Here is an 18,603-nt window from a genome sequence, read left to right on the forward strand (position 1 = left end):
TTGCTGAGGTGATTATTTGACGGATTCTAAGCAACAAGTTTTATTTCAAACTCTTTTAACTCAGCTTGACTTACCCGAAAAAATTGGTGCAACTGCATTATTTAAAACGGCTAAAATTCAAAAAGTTCAAGTCCACACTGAGTCCCAGCGCTGGACTTTTATTTTTGAATTTGAAAGGATTGTACCAATTGCTGATTTGCAGGTATTTTCCAACCAGTTAAAACACAGTTTTGATAATATTCAGGATGTTGATTTTCGAATTATTACCACTAATTCCCACTTTGACCAACAACTTTTAACAGCTTATTGGCCATATATTATTGAACAAACTAATCCTAATTATTCAGTTATGAAAGAATTAGCCCAGCAACAGGGGCCCAAGCTGATTGATAATAACGTGGTTTTGAGTGTTGATAATGATGTATTACGTGACTATTTAACTCAAAAATATTTGAATGATATTGAAAAAAGTTATCGTGATTTGGGTTTTGCGCCTTTTCGAATTAAAGTAGTAGTTGATGCTTCAAATACTCAAGCACGGGTAAATGAATTACGGCAAAAGCAAGAACAACAGCAACAACAAATGGCAGCCACAGTAGCTCAAAAAAAAGCTAGTCAACCGACTGCAGATAGCACTGGATCAGCCACTAAAGTGTTAGGAAAAGTAATTGATAATTCAATTTCAACGATACCAATGGAAGAAATTACTGATGAGCAACAATCAGTAGTCGTTCAAGGTTACGTGTTCAAGGCTGAAATTCGCCAATTAAAAACCGGTCGGCAATTGTTGATTTTAGAAGCAACTGATTATACTTCCTCATTTGTTATCAAAAAGTTTTCCAAACAAAATGATGCCCATGATATTTTTGCAGAATTTCATGAAGGTATTTGGTTAAAAGTGCGTGGCTCTGTACAAGAAGACAATTATTCTCATGAGTTAACAATTAACGCTTATGACATAAATATTATTAAAAAGATAGGCCGCCAAGATACTGCTGCTGATAAACGAATAGAATTACATGTGCATACTAATATGAGTCAGATGGATGCTGTAAGTTCCACTAAGGATATTGTGAAACAAGCAGCCGAATGGGGCCAACCAGCCATTGCCATTACAGATCATTCGACTGCCCAAGCTTTCCCTGATGCTCATAGTGCTGGTGAAAAATATGGTATCAAAATAATTTATGGCGTTGAGGTCAACTTAGTAGATGAAGGTGAGCCAATTGCCTATAATTTGCGAGATCAAGAATTAAGTACCGCCGAATATGTAATTTTTGATGTTGAAACTACGGGTTTATCAGCGGTCTATGATTCTATTATTGAATTAGCCGCAACCAAAATGAAAGATGGCAAAGTGGTTGGTGAATTTGATGAATTTATTGACCCGGGCCATCCCTTATCCGCAACTACGATTAATTTGACTTCAATTACTGATGAAATGGTCAAAGGAAGCAATAGTGAAGCCCAAGCTCTGGAAAAATTTCAAAAATTTGTGGGCGATGATATTTTAGTAGGGCATAATGTTACATTTGATATTGGTTTTTTAAATGCAGCTTTACATCGGAATGGTCAACCTAGTGTTAATGTTCCGGTAATTGACACCCTAGAAATGTCCCGGACTTTACATTCCGAATATCGTAATCATAAGTTAGATAGTTTGGCTAAACGTTATTCTATCCAATTAGAGCATCATCACCGCGCTAACTCGGATGCGTTAACAACTGGATATTTGATGTACAAATTATTAGAAGAAATGCAAAATCGTTTTCAAACTACCAATGTTCAACAATTAAATGAACACATTGGTGGCCAGGAAGCATATAAGCAAGCACGACCTTATCACGCAACACTACTGGCTACAACTCAAGCTGGATTGAAGAATTTATTTAAAATTGTTTCTATTTCAATGACAGAATATTATTATCGAACTCCGCGTGTACCGCGCAATATTTTGAATAAATATCGTAAAGGCATTGTGGTAGGCTCAGCTTGTAGTTCTGGTGAAGTTTTTACCGCTATGATGCAAAAGGGATACGATGAAGCCTACCAAAAAGCGCAGTATTATGATTATTTAGAAATTATGCCACCTGATATTTATCAGCCTTTATTAGATTCCAATATGGTAGCTGATGAAAAATCACTGCAAGAAATCTTGGGCAATATTGTCAAATTAGGTGAAGATTTAGATAAACCAGTTGTAGCTAGTGGTGATGTTCATTATCTAGAAGCCAAGGATGCTGTTTATCGTGATATTATTGTCAAAGCAGTTAAGAGCAATCCTTTAGCCCGCCAAAAATTACCATTGGCTAATTTTAAGACGACTCCTGAAATGTTAGCTGCTTTTAGTTGGTTAGGTGAACAACAAGCTCAAAAAGTAGTAGTTGATAATACCCATACAGTAGCTGACTGGGTTGATGATGACATTACTCCTGTTAAAGATCGGCTCTACACACCTAAAATGCCTGGTGCTGAACAAGAAATTCAAGATTTAACTTATAATAAGGCACAAGAATTATATGGAAATCCATTACCAGAAATTGTCCAAGCTAGATTAGATAAAGAATTAAAAAGTATTATTGGGAATGGCTTTGCGGTCATTTATTTAATTGCACAACGTTTAGTTCATAAAAGTAATAAAGATGGTTATTTGGTTGGTTCCAGAGGTTCTGTCGGTTCAAGTTTAGTAGCAACAATGACTGGAATAACTGAAGTTAATCCGTTACCACCACATTATCGCTGTCCCGATTGTCACTATACAGAATTCTTTACAAAAGGTGAAATTGGTTCGGGCTATGATTTACCTGATAAATCCTGTCCGCAATGCGGTGCATCACTGAAAAAAGATGGTCAAGATATACCTTTTGAAACTTTTTTAGGTTTTAAAGGAGATAAAGTTCCAGATATTGATTTAAACTTTTCAGGTGACTATCAGCCAGTAGCTCATAATTATACTAAGGTACTGTTTGGGGAAGATCATGTTTTTCGGGCTGGTACCATTGGTACAGTAGCAGATCGGACTGCTTATGGTTATGTGAGCAATTATGAAGAATTGACTGATCAAAAATTTAGAGGTGCGGAAAAAGACCGCCTAGCTGCGGGCTCAACTGGAGTTAAGCGAACAACTGGCCAACATCCAGCAGGAATTATTGTTGTACCCGATGATATGGATATTTATGACTTTACACCCATCCAATATCCTGCAGATGATCAAACGGCTGCTTGGAAAACAACTCATTTTGATTTTCATTCAATTCACGATAATATTTTAAAACTTGATATTTTGGGCCATGATGATCCCACAATGATTCGGATGCTCCAAGATTTATCGGGTATTGATCCACAAACTATTCCTACTGATGATCCTGGAGTGATGAAATTATTCTCTGGAACGGAATCTTTGGGTGTTACACCAGAAGAAATTGGTTCTAAAATGGGGACTTTAGGTATTCCAGAATTTGGAACGCGCTTTGTCCGGGGAATGTTAGAAGAAACGCACCCAACCACTTTTGCTGAATTACTGCAAATTTCTGGACTTTCGCATGGAACGGATGTTTGGTTGGGCAATGCGGAAGAATATATCCAACAAGGCATTGTCACTTTAAAAGATGTTATTGGATGTCGAGATAATATCATGATGGACTTAATTCATTGGGGAATGGAACCGCAAATGGCCTTTCAGATTATGGAACATGTTCGTAAAGGTCGCGGTATTCCCGATGAATGGCAAGATGAAATGCGTGCAAATAAAAATGTTCCTGATTGGTATATTGATTCTTGTCTTAAAATTAAATATATGTTTCCAAAAGCTCACGCTACCGCCTATATTATTATGGCCTTGCGAATTGCTTATTTCAAAGTTCATTTTCCAATTATTTATTATTGTGCTTATTTTTCGGTGCGTTGTGATATGTTTGATCTTCAAGCAATGGCACAAGGAAAAAATGCTGTGGAAGCTGCAATGAAAGTAATTAATGAACAGGGAATGGATGCAAGTACTAAAGATAAAAATCTCTTGACGGTGTTAGAAGTAGCTAACGAATGTTTAGCGCGAGGCATCAAAATCAAAATGGTAGATATTGAAAAGTCAGATGCGACTAATTTTAAAATTATTGATGAACATACTCTACTGGCACCATTTATAGCTGTGCCTAGTTTGGGCTTAAATGTTGCCAAACAAATAGTCGCAGCTCGAGAAGAACAGCCATTTTTATCCAAAGAAGATTTGTCTAAAAGAGGTAAAGTTTCCAAAACAATTATCGATTATTTGACGCAAAACAAAGTAATTGATCAATTGCCTGATGAAAATCAACTATCCCTATTTTAGTGTAATTCCTTGAAAAAGTTACTGGTAAGTTATATACTAAGCTATAAGTTGATTTCACATGACGAGTGAGCAGGAATGCTCACTCTTTTTATTGCAGAGCAACGGTCTTATGAGTTGCTGATATATATGATAATTAATACTAAAAATTAAATTTTTATAATAAGGAGTGTTTACTTGGAAGCAGTCACAGATACAATTAAAAAATTAGCACAACCGCTTCTGGAAAGTCATGGATTTTATTTAGTAGACATTGAATACGTTAAGGAAGGGCCCAGTTGGTATTTGCGGCTTTATATCGATAAACCAGGCGGTATCGATATTGAAGAATGTGCATTGATTAATCAAGAACTTAGTGATAAATTGGATGCCACCGAACCTGATTTAATTGACAATGCCTATTTTTTGGAGGTATCTTCTCCGGGAGCAGAACGACCTTTAAAAACTGAGTCAGATTTAAAAATGGCGATTGGTCAATATATTCACGTTAGTCTATATCAAAAACAAAATAATCAAAAAATTTTTGAAGGTACGTTATTAGATTATGATGCTGAATATCTTAATTTAGAATATAAGAATAAAACACGGCGGCAAAAAATTAAAATTTTGCGAAAAAATATAGCTGCAATGCGTTTGGCAATTGAATTTTAAAAGTTAGGGGATAACATAATGAGCAAAGAATTAGTTGATGCATTATCAGCTTTACAAGAAGAGAAAGGCATCGACAAAAATGTTATTATTGAAGCAATGGAAGCTGCATTAGTATCTGCTTATAAACGTAATTTTGGGCAAGCTCAAAATGTTGATGTTAGCTTCAATGAAAAAACTGGAGATTTTCACGTTTATACTGTAAAAGAAGTTGTAGAAGAAGTTGCTGATGAACGTCTAGAAATTAGTCTGGAAGATGCAGAACAAATTAATCGTGGTTATGAACTAGGAGATCACATCAATTTTGAAGTTACGCCTAGTAACTTTGGTCGTATTGCAGCACAAACAGCTAAGCAAGTAGTTATGCAGCGGGTTCGTGAGGCTGAACGTAACAATATTTATAATGAATATAGTCAATATCAAGATGAAGTCATTCAAGGTGTTGTCCAACGACGAGATAATCGATTTGTTTACATTAATTTAGGACGTGTAGAAGCAGTCATGGGGCGCTCAGATCAATTACCTAATGAATCTTATCAGCCACAGGATCGTTTGAAAGTTTACGTTTCTAAAGTGGAAAATACAACTAAAGGTCCACAAATCTTTGTCTCCAGAACTCACCCGGGTTTAGTTAAGAGATTATTTGAACAAGAAGTGCCTGAGATTTATGATGGTACTGTAGAGATAGTTTCAATCGCTAGAGAAGCTGGTGATCGGACTAAGATTGCTGTTCGTTCGGAAAATCCTAATGTGGATCCGGTTGGAACAACGGTTGGTCCACGGGGGCAGCGTGTACAAACAGTCGTTGATGAATTGCATGGTGAGAATATTGACGTTGTCAAATATGAAGAGGATCCTTCTGATTTTATTGCCAATGCCTTGAATCCTGCTGAAGTAATTGCAGTTCAATTTGATGATGAAAATAATCCTAAGTCTTGTATTGTTATTGTGCCAGACTATCATTTATCTTTAGCCATTGGTAAAAAAGGTCAAAATGCTCGCTTAGCAGCTAAATTAACCAGTTTTAAAATTGATATTAAGCCTGAATCAGAAGTTGAATTCGTTGATGACGCATCAACTGATGTTGATGATAACGATGAATCTGATAACTCGGAAGTTATTGATAATCATTAGAGTGCATTTATTTTAAGGTGGTGGTTTGATTTGAAACAACGTAAAGTCCCTATGCGCAAGAATGTTTTAACTAATGAGATGGAACCAAAACGCTTATTAGTTCGAATTGTACGCAATAAAGACGGCGAAGTCACTTTGGATCCTACAGGCAAAAAGCCTGGACGTGGAGCTTATGTTGGACTTGATCCTGTTGCAGTTAAGCAAGCAGCTAATAAGAAAACCTTAGATCGAGTTTTACAAACTAACTTAAGTGACGAATTTTATCAGGAATTATATGATTATGTTGATCACCAAAGAGCACGATTGGATTTGTTTGGCGAATTAGGTACAAAACATTGAATAGACAACAAGTTTTGAATCTATTAGGAATGGCATATAAATCAAGAAGACTTGTGAGTGGACAAGATTTAGTATTACAGGCTATTAAGCAGCAACAAGCACAATTTGTATTTTTAGCCAGTGACCTTAGTTCGGCTTCGAAGAAAGAATTAAAATTTGCAGTTGAGAAGCATGATTTACCGTTTACCGATGAATTTTCTCAATTAGAATTAAGCCAAGCTATAGGCCGTCCCCGTAAAACAATTGCTATCACGGATCAAGGATTTTCTAACCGATTTGAGGAATTAACTAGTATGAATTAAGGAGCGTGAATTTATGGGAAAAAAGCGTGTATATGAACTAGCAAAAGAATTAGCAATCCCAAGCAAAAATTTAGTAGACTTGGCACAAAAACATAAGATTGAGGTTTCATCACATATGTCGGTTTTATCAGACCAGCAACAAACACAATTAACACATATTGTTAAAGGACAAAAAAAGCCACAAACTTCTGAAGCTGCTAGCAGTTCAACCAATAATAAAAATAATCATAGTCAACATTCAGAAAAAACTAAAATTAAAGTAACTGCAATTAGAAAGCCAGAAAAGAAAAAAACAGCTACTAATAATCATAATCAACATGCTGAAAACAATAGTGCCAACAAGCGTTCAGCTACTAATAATCATTCTGTGAATAATACTAACAACAGCAATAATAATCATCGCCGCAATAATAATAAAAATCGGTTTAATCAAAATCGTAATAACAATGATCATCGCTCTGAAATGATTAATCGTGCTAGTGCTGGTCGTAAACATTTAGCACAGTATAAGCAAAATGCACAAGCTTCTGTTGTTGAAGTAGAACAAGCACGCCAAAAACCTGCTAAAAAAGTTACTCACAATAATGAGCAACATCATAACAGTACTTCATCGCGAAAAAATGTTACTTCGCAGCATAATAGTAATAATAACCAACATAATCATAATCAACATCAAAATCATACAAATACGCAAGCAAAACCAGCTAATAAGATAACTAGCAAAACACCAACGCGTAGTGTGGCTTCAGTAACATCCACACCAACTACTGAACAAAAGACTACTGATAATGCTAATAAGCGTCAACATGAATTTACCAACAATCGGCGCAAAAACGACTTTACTAATTATCGTAATCGTCCTAAGCATAAAAATAAAAAGAAATTACGCAAGCAACAAGCAACACAACCTAAGAAACCTATGCCACAGCGTAAAGAACGTCCATTACCAGAGACTTTGGAATATAGCGTTGGGATGAATGCTCAAGATTTAGGGAAAATTTTGCATCGTGAACCCGCAGAAATTGTTAAAAAATTATTTATGCTGGGAATTATGGTCAACCAAAATCAATCTTTAGATAAAGATACAGTAGAATTACTAGCTGCAGATTATGGTATTGATGCCCAAGAAAAAGTTGAAGAAGACATTACTAACTTAGATAACTTTTTTGAAGAAGAAGTTAATAATACAGAAAATCTAGCCAAAAGACCTCCAGTAGTTACAATTATGGGGCACGTTGACCATGGTAAAACTACGTTGTTAGATCGGCTTCGTCATAGTCATGTAACTGATGATGAAGCTGGGGGTATTACTCAACATATTGGTGCTTATCAAGTGCGTCTAGATGATCGTTTAATTACCTTCTTAGATACTCCAGGACATGCTGCCTTTTCGAATATGCGTGCTCGTGGTGCTGATATTACTGATATTGTTATTTTAGTTGTAGCTGCGGATGATGGTGTCATGCCACAAACTATTGAAGCAATTAATCATGCTAAAGCAGCAAATGACCCAATTATTGTTGCTATTAATAAGATTGATAAACCAGATGCTAATCCGCAACATGTTACTGAAGAATTAATGCAATATGATTTAATCCCAGAAGATTTTGGTGGCGATACAATTTTTGTTAATATTTCTGCTAAAAAGGGTACTGGGATTGATGATTTGTTGCAAATGATCCTTCTAGAAGCTGACGTTTTAGAATTGAAGGCTAATCCTCAACAAAAGGCAGTCGGAACTGTCATTGAAGCTCGTTTGGATAAAGGCCGTGGTCCAGTTGCAAGTCTTTTGGTACAACAAGGTACTTTGCATAAGGGTGATCCAATTGTTGTAGGTAATACTTTTGGTCGTGTACGGGTAATGACCGATGATCGTGGACGCCAGATTAAAGAAGCATTACCATCGCAACCAGTAATGATTACAGGATTAAACGATGTGCCTCAATCAGCGGATAAATTTGTTGTCTTTGAAAGCGAGAAATTAGCACGTTCAGCTGGTGAAGAACGGGCTAAACAGGCGCAAATTCAAGAACGCAAGCGGACTAATGCTGTTACATTGGATAACTTATTTGATACGATGAAGCAACAAGATATGAAACAAGTTGATGTTATTATTAAAGCGGACGTACAAGGATCAGTTGAAGCTTTGAGAAATAGTCTAGAAAAAATTGATGTTGAAGGCGTTCGAGTTAATATTATTCATGCTGCTGCGGGTGCCATTACAGAAACAGATGTCACTTTAGCTTCTGCAAGTAATGCTATCATTATTGGTTTTAACGTTCGTCCAACTAACCAAGCTAAAATTCAAGCAGACGAAGAAAATGTTGATATTCGATTGCATAATGTGATTTATAATGCAATTGATGAAATTGAGTCAGCAATGAAGGGTATGTTAGAACCTGTTTATGAAGAAAAAGTTACGGGCAATTTAACTGTGCGAGAAACTTACAAAGTATCTAAATTAGGTACAATTGCTGGCTGCATAGTAGATTCTGGATTAATTCAACGTGACAGTGGAGTTCGTTTAATTCGTGATGGTATTGTCATCTATGAAGGCAAATTAGCTTCTCTTAAACGCTTTAAAGATGATGTTAAAGAAGTTAAACAAGGATTTGAATGTGGCCTTATGATTGAAAATTATAATGATATTAAAGTTGACGATCAGGTAGAGGCCTATATTATGCAAGAAGTACCAGTAGAATAGAGGAGGAATCCAATGAAGTATCGTGTCGGCAGAGTTGAACAAGAGATTCAGCGTGAAGTTAACGATATACTTCTCAAGCGGATCCGTGATCCACGTGTAGACGGAGTTACGATTACCGGTGTTGATGTAACTGGTGATTTACAACAAGCTACAATTTACTTTAGTATTTTGTCAGATACTGCCAGTAGTGCCGAAAAAGCTCAAGCTGGTTTAGATAAAGCCAAAGGCTTAATTAGAAAAGAATTAGGTCAGCGACTTTCAATTTATAAAACTCCGGAATTATTTTTTAAACAAGATCAATCTGTTCGTTATGGGGAACGAATTGATGAATTAATTAAAAAAATGCATGAACAAGAACAATAGCCGGGTAACCGGCTATTTTGCTATAAACTTTATGCTATAATTGAAAGGTTAGATATTAATATTTAGGAGAGAACAATGATGAATGGCATCATTCCTTTATATAAGCCGAAAGGAATCACTAGTGCAGACTGTGTTTATCGCCTGCGCAAAATTCTTCATGAACGCAAAATTGGACACACAGGAACATTAGATCCTGATGTAGATGGTGTTTTGGTTATTTGTGTAGGCCAAGCTACCAAGTTAGTTAACCACTTAATGCAGTCCCCCAAAACTTATCAAGGACAAATCACTTTAGGGCAAGCTACTACTACAGAAGATGCGAGCGGAGATGTAGTGGCGCAAGAAATTTTGAAAGAGCCCTTTACTACTGAACAAATAGTTAAAGCTATGAAGGCTCTCACAGGAAAGATTAAACAAACACCGCCTTTATATTCTGCAGTCCGTGTCAATGGCAAGCGATTATATGAATATGCTCGAGCTCATGAATCAGTTGAACGTCCGACAAGGGAAGTTAATATTTATCATTTTGAAGTATTAAACACTCCTACTTTTTTAGCAGATGTTGGCAAACAAATTATAGAATTTGAAGTCCAATGTTCGAAGGGAACTTATATTCGAACATTGGCTGTCCAACTAGGAGAGTTATTACAGGTGCCAGCACATATGAATCAGTTAACTCGAACTATTGGCGGTACTTTTACACTTAAAGACACTGTTACTTTGGAGCAAATTGAAAAGAGCTTTAATGCTGGCGAAAATAGCTTTTTATTATCTTTGAGTGCCGCTTTTAAGCAATCTAAGCGTTATGATTTATCTAATGAGCAATGGCGTTATGTTCAAAATGGACGATCTTTAAAATTAACGGTTTCAGATTCACAGCTGGCGTTGTTTTATAAGGGTGTTTTAAAAGCAATTTATCAACAGCAAAATGAATTATATGTACCTCAATTAATGTTGTTAAAAAATGATAGGTGATAAAATAATGCAAGTTCAAGAATTAAATTTTCCCCAGCAAATGAATATTATCAATCAAAAGCCCTTAGTTTTAGCTGCCGGCTTTTTTGATGGGATACATCTTGGCCATCAAAATGTAATTAAGACAGCGATTCGCTTAGCAAAAACGAAACAGCTGCCAGCAGGAGTATTAACTTTTGATCGCCATCCTGCAACAGTGTTTGGAACTAATAAATCCCAAGAGTATCAATATTTATCATTGCCAGAGCGAAAATTAGAATTATTGCAAAAGTTGGGCGTTGATATTGTCTATATTGCGAAGTTTAATGCAGAATTTTCTCAATTAACACCAGCAAAATTTGTGCAGGAATTTTTACAACAGTTGAATTTGGATACCTTAGTAGCAGGATTTGATTGGACCTTTGGACCCCAAAATATTGCTAATATGCAACATTTGAGAACATTAGCAAAGCATAAATTCAAAGTAGTTGAAATCCCTAAATTGCAATTTGCGGAACATAAAATTTCCTCTACTAATATAAAAAAATATTTAGCTAATCAGCAAATTGAACAAGCTAATTTATTACTGGGGTATAATTATCAAAATAGTGGTCTAGTTGTTCATGGGCGCGCAGTCGGACGACAATTAGGATTCCCAACCGCTAATCTAGACATATCTGCCAATCAATTATTACCGACTTTTGGAGTATATATAACCAGAGTCCAAAGCGGTCAAAAATGGTATCCCGCAATGACTCAAATTGGCCGTAATTTAACATTTAATCATGGGCAAAATCCGATAACCGTTGAAGCTAATATTTTAAATTTCAATCAAGATATTTATGGTCAAGAATTAAAAATAGAATGGCTGCAATATATTCGTGAAGAAATAGCTTTTGCAAATGAATTACAGTTAATTGACCAATTAAAAAGTGATCAGCAAGTAACGCAAAATTATTTTGAAAAAAAGTAGCAATCAACTTGACACAGTGCTAATAGATTGCTATATTTTATACTGTTAGCACTCATAGATACTGAGTGCTAAAAGCGAGGTGATTTGTTTTGATAACTGATCGTCAAGCACAGATTTTAAAAGCAATTGTGCAAGAATACATTGAAACTGGGCAGCCAATAGGTTCTAAAGCGTTGTTAGATGTTTTGCCAACACATGTTAGTTCAGCAACCATCCGCAATGATATGGCTAGCTTAGAAAAGGCAGGCTTTATTGAAAAAATCCATCTGTCTTCCGGGCGTGTCCCATCTGCTAAGGGTTATCGATATTATTTGGATAATTTATTAGAACCAATTAACGTTTCTGAACAAATATCGGAATTAATTCAATCAGATTTTTCTAAGCCAAGATTTAATAAAATTGATGAAATTGTTGAGCAGTCAGCGCGAATTTTGTCAACTTTAACTAGCTATACAGCCATTGCTTTAGGTCCTGAAAGCAAGAATACTAAGTTAACTGGTTTTAGAATAGTGCCATTAAGTCAGCAACAAATTATGGCTATTATTGTCACTAGTAGTGGTGATGTCTATAATCAAATTTACAAAATTCCAGCAGATTTGCCTAGTGAACAATTAGAATCAGTCGTCCGGATTATTAATGATCAATTAGTAGGAGAAACATTGTCTGAGGTTTCTAAACGCTTAAAGACTGATTTCCCATATTTAGTTTCGCAATACTTGCAAACTCCAGATGGATTTTTGTCCATGTTAGATGATATTATTGATAATGTTTCTGCAGATCATTTCTTTGTTGACGGTAAATCTAATTTGTTCAACTATGTAGATGTCCGCAATAGTTCCAATTTGAAATATCTTTATTCATTATTCGACAATGATCGTGATTTAACCAAATTGTTAGGTTTAGATCAGGATGATCCTGATTTGGATCGAGGACCTGGTATTAGTGTCCAACTTGGGGATGAATTTGATCAGCAGATTTTAAAAAATTATAGTTTAATTACAGCACGTTATAGTGTGGGTGATTATGGACAAGGATTAATTGCATTATTAGGTCCAACTAATATGCCATATTCGCAATTAATTGGTTTGATTGCATCCCTGAGAAAAGAATTAGCAAAAAGATTATTTGATTACTTTAGAGAGATTAATGGTAATTCAAGTTAAATTAAGATAAGGAGGCAAGAAATTGACAAAATCAGAAATTGATGCCGAAGAATTTCCATCAGAAGAGGATTTGAATACTCAAAAGAAATCCATTAAATCAGAAAAAAAGCATTCTCAAACTGTTAAAGAAGATAAACCAAGAGATGAACAAGCTGATAGTAAAAAAGTTGATACTGCTGTAGTTGATAAATTGTTAGATAAAAATCAAGAATTAGAAGCACAGTTAAAAGAGGCACAAGATAAGTATCTACGTGCTGAAGCTGAAATTCAAAATATCAAAAAGCACAATCAACAAGATCAAGCAGCTTTAATTAAGTATGATGGCCAAAAATTGGCAACTGCAATTTTACCATCTTTGGATAATCTACAACGGGCATTAACTGCTCAAGAGCAAAATCAAGATACAAGTAGTCAAGGTATTATTACAGGTGTAGAAATGGTTTTAAAACATCTAAAACAAGCTCTAGCTGAAAATAACGTCGTAGAAATTGAGGCTCAAGATCAAAAATTTGATCCAACGGTTCACCAAGCTGTACAAACTGTACCAGCAGATGACCAACATCCTGCTGAAACAGTAGTACAAGTTTTGCAGGATGGTTATAAATTAAAAGATCGAGTAATTAGACCAAGCATGGTAGTTGTAGCACAATAAAAGAAGTAAAAGGAAGGTATAAGTTTTATGTCTAAAATTATTGGTATTGACTTAGGAACTACTAATTCTGCGGTAGCAGTATTGGAAGGTGGAGAACCTAAAATTATTGCCAATCCTGAAGGTGGTCGCACCACACCATCAGTAGTAGCTTTTAAAGATGGTGAAACCCAAGTAGGTGAAGTTGCTAAGCGTCAAGCAATCACCAATCCAAATACAATTTCATCTATTAAGCGTCATATTGGTGAAGCCGGCTATAAAGTCAAAGTTGATGACAAAGAATATACTCCCCAAGAAATTTCAGCAATGATTTTGCAATATATCAAAGGATTTTCTGAAAAATATTTAGGCGAAGAAGTTACCGAAGCTGTTATTACGGTTCCAGCTTACTTTAATGATTCACAACGGCAAGCAACTAAAGATGCTGGTAAAATTGCAGGATTAGATGTTAAGAGAATTATTAATGAACCTACTGCATCTGCCTTGGCTTATGGTCTAGATAAAAGTAAAGCAGACGAAAAAGTTTTAGTCTATGACCTTGGTGGGGGAACATTTGATGTTTCTATTTTGGAATTAGGTGATGGTGTTTTCCAAGTATTGTCAACCAACGGTGATACTCATCTTGGTGGTGATGACTTCGATAATGCTATCATGGATTGGTTAATAGCAGATTTTAAAGCACAACATGGTGTTGATTTGTCTAACGACAAAATGGCTTTGCAACGTTTAAAAGATGCTGCTGAAAAAGCTAAAAAAGACCTTTCTGGTGTTTCAGAAACTGAAATCAGCTTACCTTTTATTTCTGCTGGTGCTGAAGGTCCGTTACATTTACAAGCAACGTTATCACGGGCTAAATTTAATGAGTTAACCGCTGATTTGGTAGATAAAACTCGAATTCCGGTTGAAAATGCTTTAAAAGATGCTGGTTTAAGTAGTTCTGATATCAATAAAGTTATTTTGAATGGTGGTTCTACTCGGATTCCTGCTGTTCAAGAAGCAGTTAAAAGTTGGACTGGTAAAGAACCTGACCATTCAATTAATCCTGACGAAGCTGTTGCTTTAGGAGCTGCAATTCAGGGTGGTGTGATTACTGGTGATGTTAAAGATATTGTATTGCTGGATGTAACACCATTATCTTTAGGTATTGAGACTATGGGTGGCGTCTTCACGAAGTTAATTGATCGTAATACGACGATTCCTACGAGCAAGTCACAAGTATTTTCAACCGCAGCTGATAATCAACCTGCAGTAGATATTCATGTTTTACAAGGTGAACGTCCAATGGCAGCAGATAACAAAACATTAGGCCGTTTCCAATTAACAGATATTCCTGCAGCTCCTCGGGGCGTTCCACAAATTGAAGTTAAGTTCGATATCGATAAAAATGGCATTGTTAATGTATCTGCTAAAGATTTAGGTACTGGTAAATCACAAAAGATTACTATCAAGAGTTCTTCGGGCTTGACTGACGAAGAAATTGAACGCATGAAAAAAGAAGCTCAAGAAAATGAAGAAGCAGATAAGAAGCGTAAAGAAGAAGCAGATCTACGTAATGAAGTAGATCAATTAATCTTTACTACAGATAAGACTTTAAAGGATGTCAAAGGTAAAGTTTCCGATGAGGAAATCAAAAAAGCCCAAGATGCAGAAGATGCTTTGAAGAAAGCTCAATCTGATAATAATCTTGATGAAATGAAGAGCAAGAAAGATGAGTTAAACAAGATTGTTCAAGATTTAGCAGTTAAGTTATATCAACAAGCACAAAAAGATAATCCACAGGCTGGTCAAGCTCAAGATAATACTAACCAATCAACTGATGGAAAGAGTGATACAGTTGATGGTGATTTTAAAGAAGTTGATCCAGATCAAAAGAAATAATTTAAAATAATTCATCGTTTGGGCCAAAGCTAATCTTTGGCTCATTTCGTTGAAAAGAAAGGCTGGGTAAGATATGGATCCATATGAGACACTGGGCATTGACCGTAACGCCTCAGAGGACGAGATTAAGAAAGCTTACCGTAAATTATCCAAAAAGTATCACCCTGACCTCAACAAAGCACCAGATGCTGAAAAAAAGTTCAAAGAAGTCAACGATGCCTATGAAATCTTAAAAGATCCACAAAAGAGAGCTCAATATGACCAATTTGGTTCCACCAGCAATCAACAAGGTGGTTTTAGCGGCGGTGGCAATCAAGGCTTTGGTGGTTTTGATGATTTTGGCGATTTTGGCGATATTTTCAGTTCAATCTTTGGTGGTGGTTCAAATCGGCGTAGTGATCCTACTGCACCAAAAAAAGGCCGCGATTTAGAATATCGGGTTAAATTAAAATTTGATGAAGCAATTTTTGGCGGTAAAAAAACTATTCATTATAATCGTCAGGAAGAATGTGCTACTTGTCATGGTTCTGGAGCGAAGCCGGGAACTCAGCCTGTAACTTGTCATAAGTGCCATGGTAGTGGTTACATCCAAGTTAGTCAACGGACTCCGTTAGGCATGATGCAAAGTCGTCAAGTTTGTGATGTTTGTGGTGGTCGCGGACAAGAAATACCTGATAAGTGTCCTGAATGTCATGGCAAGGGTAAAATTACCCGCAACCATGCTTTGGAAATTAATATTCCTGCAGGAATTGATAATTTACAACGGATGCGTCTGGATGGACAAGGTGAAGCTGGCGATAATAAGGGGCCTTATGGTGACTTATATATCGTTTTTGAGGTGGAACCGAGTCGAGAATTCACACGAGACGGCGATACAATTTATTCTCATGCAGCTATTTCGTTTCCACAGGCAGCCTTAGGTGATACGATTAAAGTAAAGACAGTGCGTGGTCCAGTAGAATTGAAAGTTCCTGCTGGAACTCAAAGTGGAACTGTATTTCGCTTGCGTGGTCAAGGTGTTCCTCGTCTTCATGGTGGTGTCGGCGATCAACGCGTAACAGTGGAGATTATTACACCAAAGCATTTAAATAATAAACAAAAAGAAGCCCTGCAGCAGTTTGCTAAATTAGGCGGCGATAAAGTTAAAGAACAAGATCGTAATCTTTTTGAGAGAATGCGTGATAATATGAAAGACAAATTTGGTAATTAATTATAAAGGCTGGTGCTTAGTGACCAGCCTTTAATTATACATAGTAAGAATCAGCATTGCTTTGTTTATATTCAAAAAATTGGTATAATGCTTGCTGTAAGTAAAGGAGTGTTTGAATGACCGATCTTGACTTGACTCAAAGACAAAAATATATTCGTAATTTTTCTATTGTGGCTCATATTGACCACGGCAAATCAACTATCGCTGATAGAATTTTAGAAATGACTGATACAGTTTCTGAGCGTGATATGGAAAATCAAGTTTTAGATGATATGGATATTGAGCGTGAACGTGGTATTACCATTAAATTGAATGCTGTAGAATTAAAATATCAAGCTCATGATGGCCATGTTTATACTTTTCACTTGATTGATACTCCAGGTCATGTTGATTTTTCTTATGAAGTTTCAAGGAGTTTGGCTGCATGTGAAGGAGCTTTATTAGTAGTTGATGCGGCGCAAGGAGTCCAAGCACAAACAATGGCTAATGCTTATTTGGCAGTTGATAATGACTTGGAAATCGTTCCTGTTATCAATAAAATCGATTTACCATCAGCCGATGTTACTAATGTCAAAGCAGAAATCGCAGATATGATTGGTATTGATGCTGATGATGCGGTTTTAACTAGTGCTAAAAAGGGTACCGGAATTGCAGAATTGTTGGAACGGATTGTCAGTGATGTGCCGGCACCTACTGGAGATATTAATAAACCCTTAAAGGCTTTGATTTTTGATTCAGTGTATGACAGTTATCGTGGTGTTGTTTTGAGTGTTCGAATTTTTGAAGGACAGGTTAAAGTCGGTGATAAAATTGAATTAATGAGTAACGGTAAGCAATTTGAAGTTACAGAAGTTGGAGTAATGTCGCCTAAAGCAGTCCCACGAGCTAGTTTAATGGTTGGGGATGTTGGCTACATTACTGCCAGTATCAAAAATGTTCAAGATACGCGTGTTGGTGATACAATTACTTTGGCAGATAACCCAACCAAACAAGCACTAGCTGGTTATCGTAAAATTACCCCGATGGTATACTCAGGAATGTATCCTGTTGATAATTCCAAGTATGAAGACCTAAGGGATGCTTTAGAAAAATTACAATTAAATGACGCCTCATTAGAATATGAACCTGAAACCTCACAGGCTTTAGGATTTGGATTTCGCGTGGGGTTCTTGGGCTTGTTGCATATGGATGTGATTCAAGAACGTTTGGAACGTGAATTTAATTTGGATTTAATTATGACTGCTCCTTCGGTTAATTATAAAATTATCTTAACTGATGGCACGATAAAAGTAATCGATAATCCATCTCAAATGCCAGATCCATCAGAAATTAAAGAAATTCAAGAACCTGTAGTACGTGCTGAAATTATGGTTCCTAAGGATTACGTAGGTGCTGTTATGGAATTATCTGAGCGTAAACGGGGACAGTTTCAAACGATGGATTATTTAGATAACTATCATGTTAATGTAATTTATAAATTGCCCCTAGCTGAAATTATTTATGACTTTTTTGACAGTTTAAAATCAAGTACTCATGGATTTGCTTCTTTAGATTATAATATTAGTGGTTATGAAGCTGCCAAAATGGTAAAAATGGATATTTTATTGAATAAGGAGCCGGTCGATGCGCTAAGTTTTATTGTTCATGAGGATTTTGCTTATGATCGAGGACGGACAATTGTTCAAAAGTTAAAGCACATTATTCCGCGTCAACAGTTTGAAGTAGCCATTCAAGCAGCTATAGGAACTAAGGTTGTTGCTCGTTCGACAGTTAAAGCATATCGCAAAGATGTAACAGGTCCTTTGTACGGTGGAGATCAGACCCGAAAAAATAAATTATTAGATAAACAAAAACGCGGCAAAAAGCGCATGAAAGAAGTAGGACGCGTAACTGTTCCACAAGCTGCCTTTATGGCAGTCCTACAAATGGGTGATGACGATTTAAAGAAATAGTAAGGATAAA

The 18,603-nt window shown here is 36.1% G+C and carries 14 protein-coding genes; all 14 read left to right on the forward strand.

Annotated elements, in window-relative coordinates; translation table 11 throughout:
• The first annotated feature begins 16 nt into the window (after window positions 1–16).
• Entirely contained in the window at window positions 17–4,327 is a 4,311-nt protein-coding gene (locus DS830_RS02370; RefSeq protein WP_118908091.1) for a PolC-type DNA polymerase III, read from the forward strand.
• Between the two features lie 174 nt (window positions 4,328–4,501).
• Window positions 4,502–4,975 carry a ribosome maturation factor RimP gene (gene rimP / locus DS830_RS02375; RefSeq protein ID WP_118901280.1) on the forward strand — a complete coding sequence of 158 codons (474 nt, stop codon included), beginning with the start codon at window positions 4,502–4,504 and terminating at the stop codon, window positions 4,973–4,975.
• 18 nt (window positions 4,976–4,993) lie between these two features.
• Entirely contained in the window at window positions 4,994–6,106 is a 1,113-nt protein-coding gene (gene nusA, locus DS830_RS02380) for a transcription termination factor NusA (RefSeq protein WP_118901283.1), read from the forward strand.
• A gap of 30 nt (window positions 6,107–6,136) precedes the next feature.
• On the forward strand, window positions 6,137–6,445 hold the full coding sequence (gene rnpM, locus DS830_RS02385; RefSeq protein ID WP_162887479.1) for an RNase P modulator RnpM: 309 nt from the start codon (window positions 6,137–6,139) through the stop codon (window positions 6,443–6,445).
• A gap of 14 nt (window positions 6,446–6,459) precedes the next feature.
• Window positions 6,460–6,747 (forward strand): L7Ae/L30e/S12e/Gadd45 family ribosomal protein, encoded by a 288-nt coding sequence (locus tag DS830_RS02390; protein ID WP_276103698.1) that lies wholly within the window; start codon window positions 6,460–6,462, stop codon window positions 6,745–6,747.
• 13 nt (window positions 6,748–6,760) lie between these two features.
• Window positions 6,761–9,451: a translation initiation factor IF-2 gene (gene infB / locus DS830_RS02395; protein ID WP_118908093.1), complete on the forward strand. Its 2,691-nt coding sequence runs from the start codon at window positions 6,761–6,763 to the stop codon at window positions 9,449–9,451.
• Window positions 9,452–9,463: 12 nt separating this feature from the next.
• Window positions 9,464–9,814 carry a 30S ribosome-binding factor RbfA gene (rbfA, locus tag DS830_RS02400; protein ID WP_118901291.1) on the forward strand — a complete coding sequence of 117 codons (351 nt, stop codon included), beginning with the start codon at window positions 9,464–9,466 and terminating at the stop codon, window positions 9,812–9,814.
• 78 nt (window positions 9,815–9,892) lie between these two features.
• Window positions 9,893–10,789, forward strand: coding sequence for a tRNA pseudouridine(55) synthase TruB (gene truB / locus DS830_RS02405; protein WP_118908094.1), 897 nt, complete (start codon window positions 9,893–9,895; stop codon window positions 10,787–10,789).
• A gap of 7 nt (window positions 10,790–10,796) precedes the next feature.
• On the forward strand, window positions 10,797–11,741 hold the full coding sequence (gene ribF / locus DS830_RS02410; protein ID WP_162887480.1) for a riboflavin biosynthesis protein RibF: 945 nt from the start codon (window positions 10,797–10,799) through the stop codon (window positions 11,739–11,741).
• Window positions 11,742–11,830: 89 nt separating this feature from the next.
• The gene (hrcA, locus tag DS830_RS02415; RefSeq protein ID WP_118908096.1) at window positions 11,831–12,904 is read left to right on the forward strand and encodes a heat-inducible transcriptional repressor HrcA; all 1,074 of its coding nucleotides are present in this window, start codon (window positions 11,831–11,833) and stop codon (window positions 12,902–12,904) included.
• Between the two features lie 22 nt (window positions 12,905–12,926).
• On the forward strand, window positions 12,927–13,556 hold the full coding sequence (gene grpE / locus DS830_RS02420; RefSeq protein ID WP_240366822.1) for a nucleotide exchange factor GrpE: 630 nt from the start codon (window positions 12,927–12,929) through the stop codon (window positions 13,554–13,556).
• A gap of 27 nt (window positions 13,557–13,583) precedes the next feature.
• Complete coding sequence (dnaK, locus tag DS830_RS02425; RefSeq protein ID WP_118908097.1) at window positions 13,584–15,431, forward strand: molecular chaperone DnaK; 1,848 nt, start codon at window positions 13,584–13,586, stop codon at window positions 15,429–15,431.
• A gap of 73 nt (window positions 15,432–15,504) precedes the next feature.
• Window positions 15,505–16,641, forward strand: a complete 1,137-nt coding sequence (gene dnaJ, locus DS830_RS02430) for a molecular chaperone DnaJ (protein ID WP_118908098.1) — start codon at window positions 15,505–15,507, stop codon at window positions 16,639–16,641.
• A 116-nt stretch (window positions 16,642–16,757) separates the two neighbouring features.
• The gene (lepA, locus tag DS830_RS02435; RefSeq protein WP_118908099.1) at window positions 16,758–18,593 is read left to right on the forward strand and encodes a translation elongation factor 4; all 1,836 of its coding nucleotides are present in this window, start codon (window positions 16,758–16,760) and stop codon (window positions 18,591–18,593) included.
• Window positions 18,594–18,603 lie beyond the last annotated feature (10 nt).

Source organism: Bombilactobacillus bombi, from assembly GCF_003522965.1.
Lineage (GTDB): Bacteria > Bacillota > Bacilli > Lactobacillales > Lactobacillaceae > Bombilactobacillus > Bombilactobacillus bombi.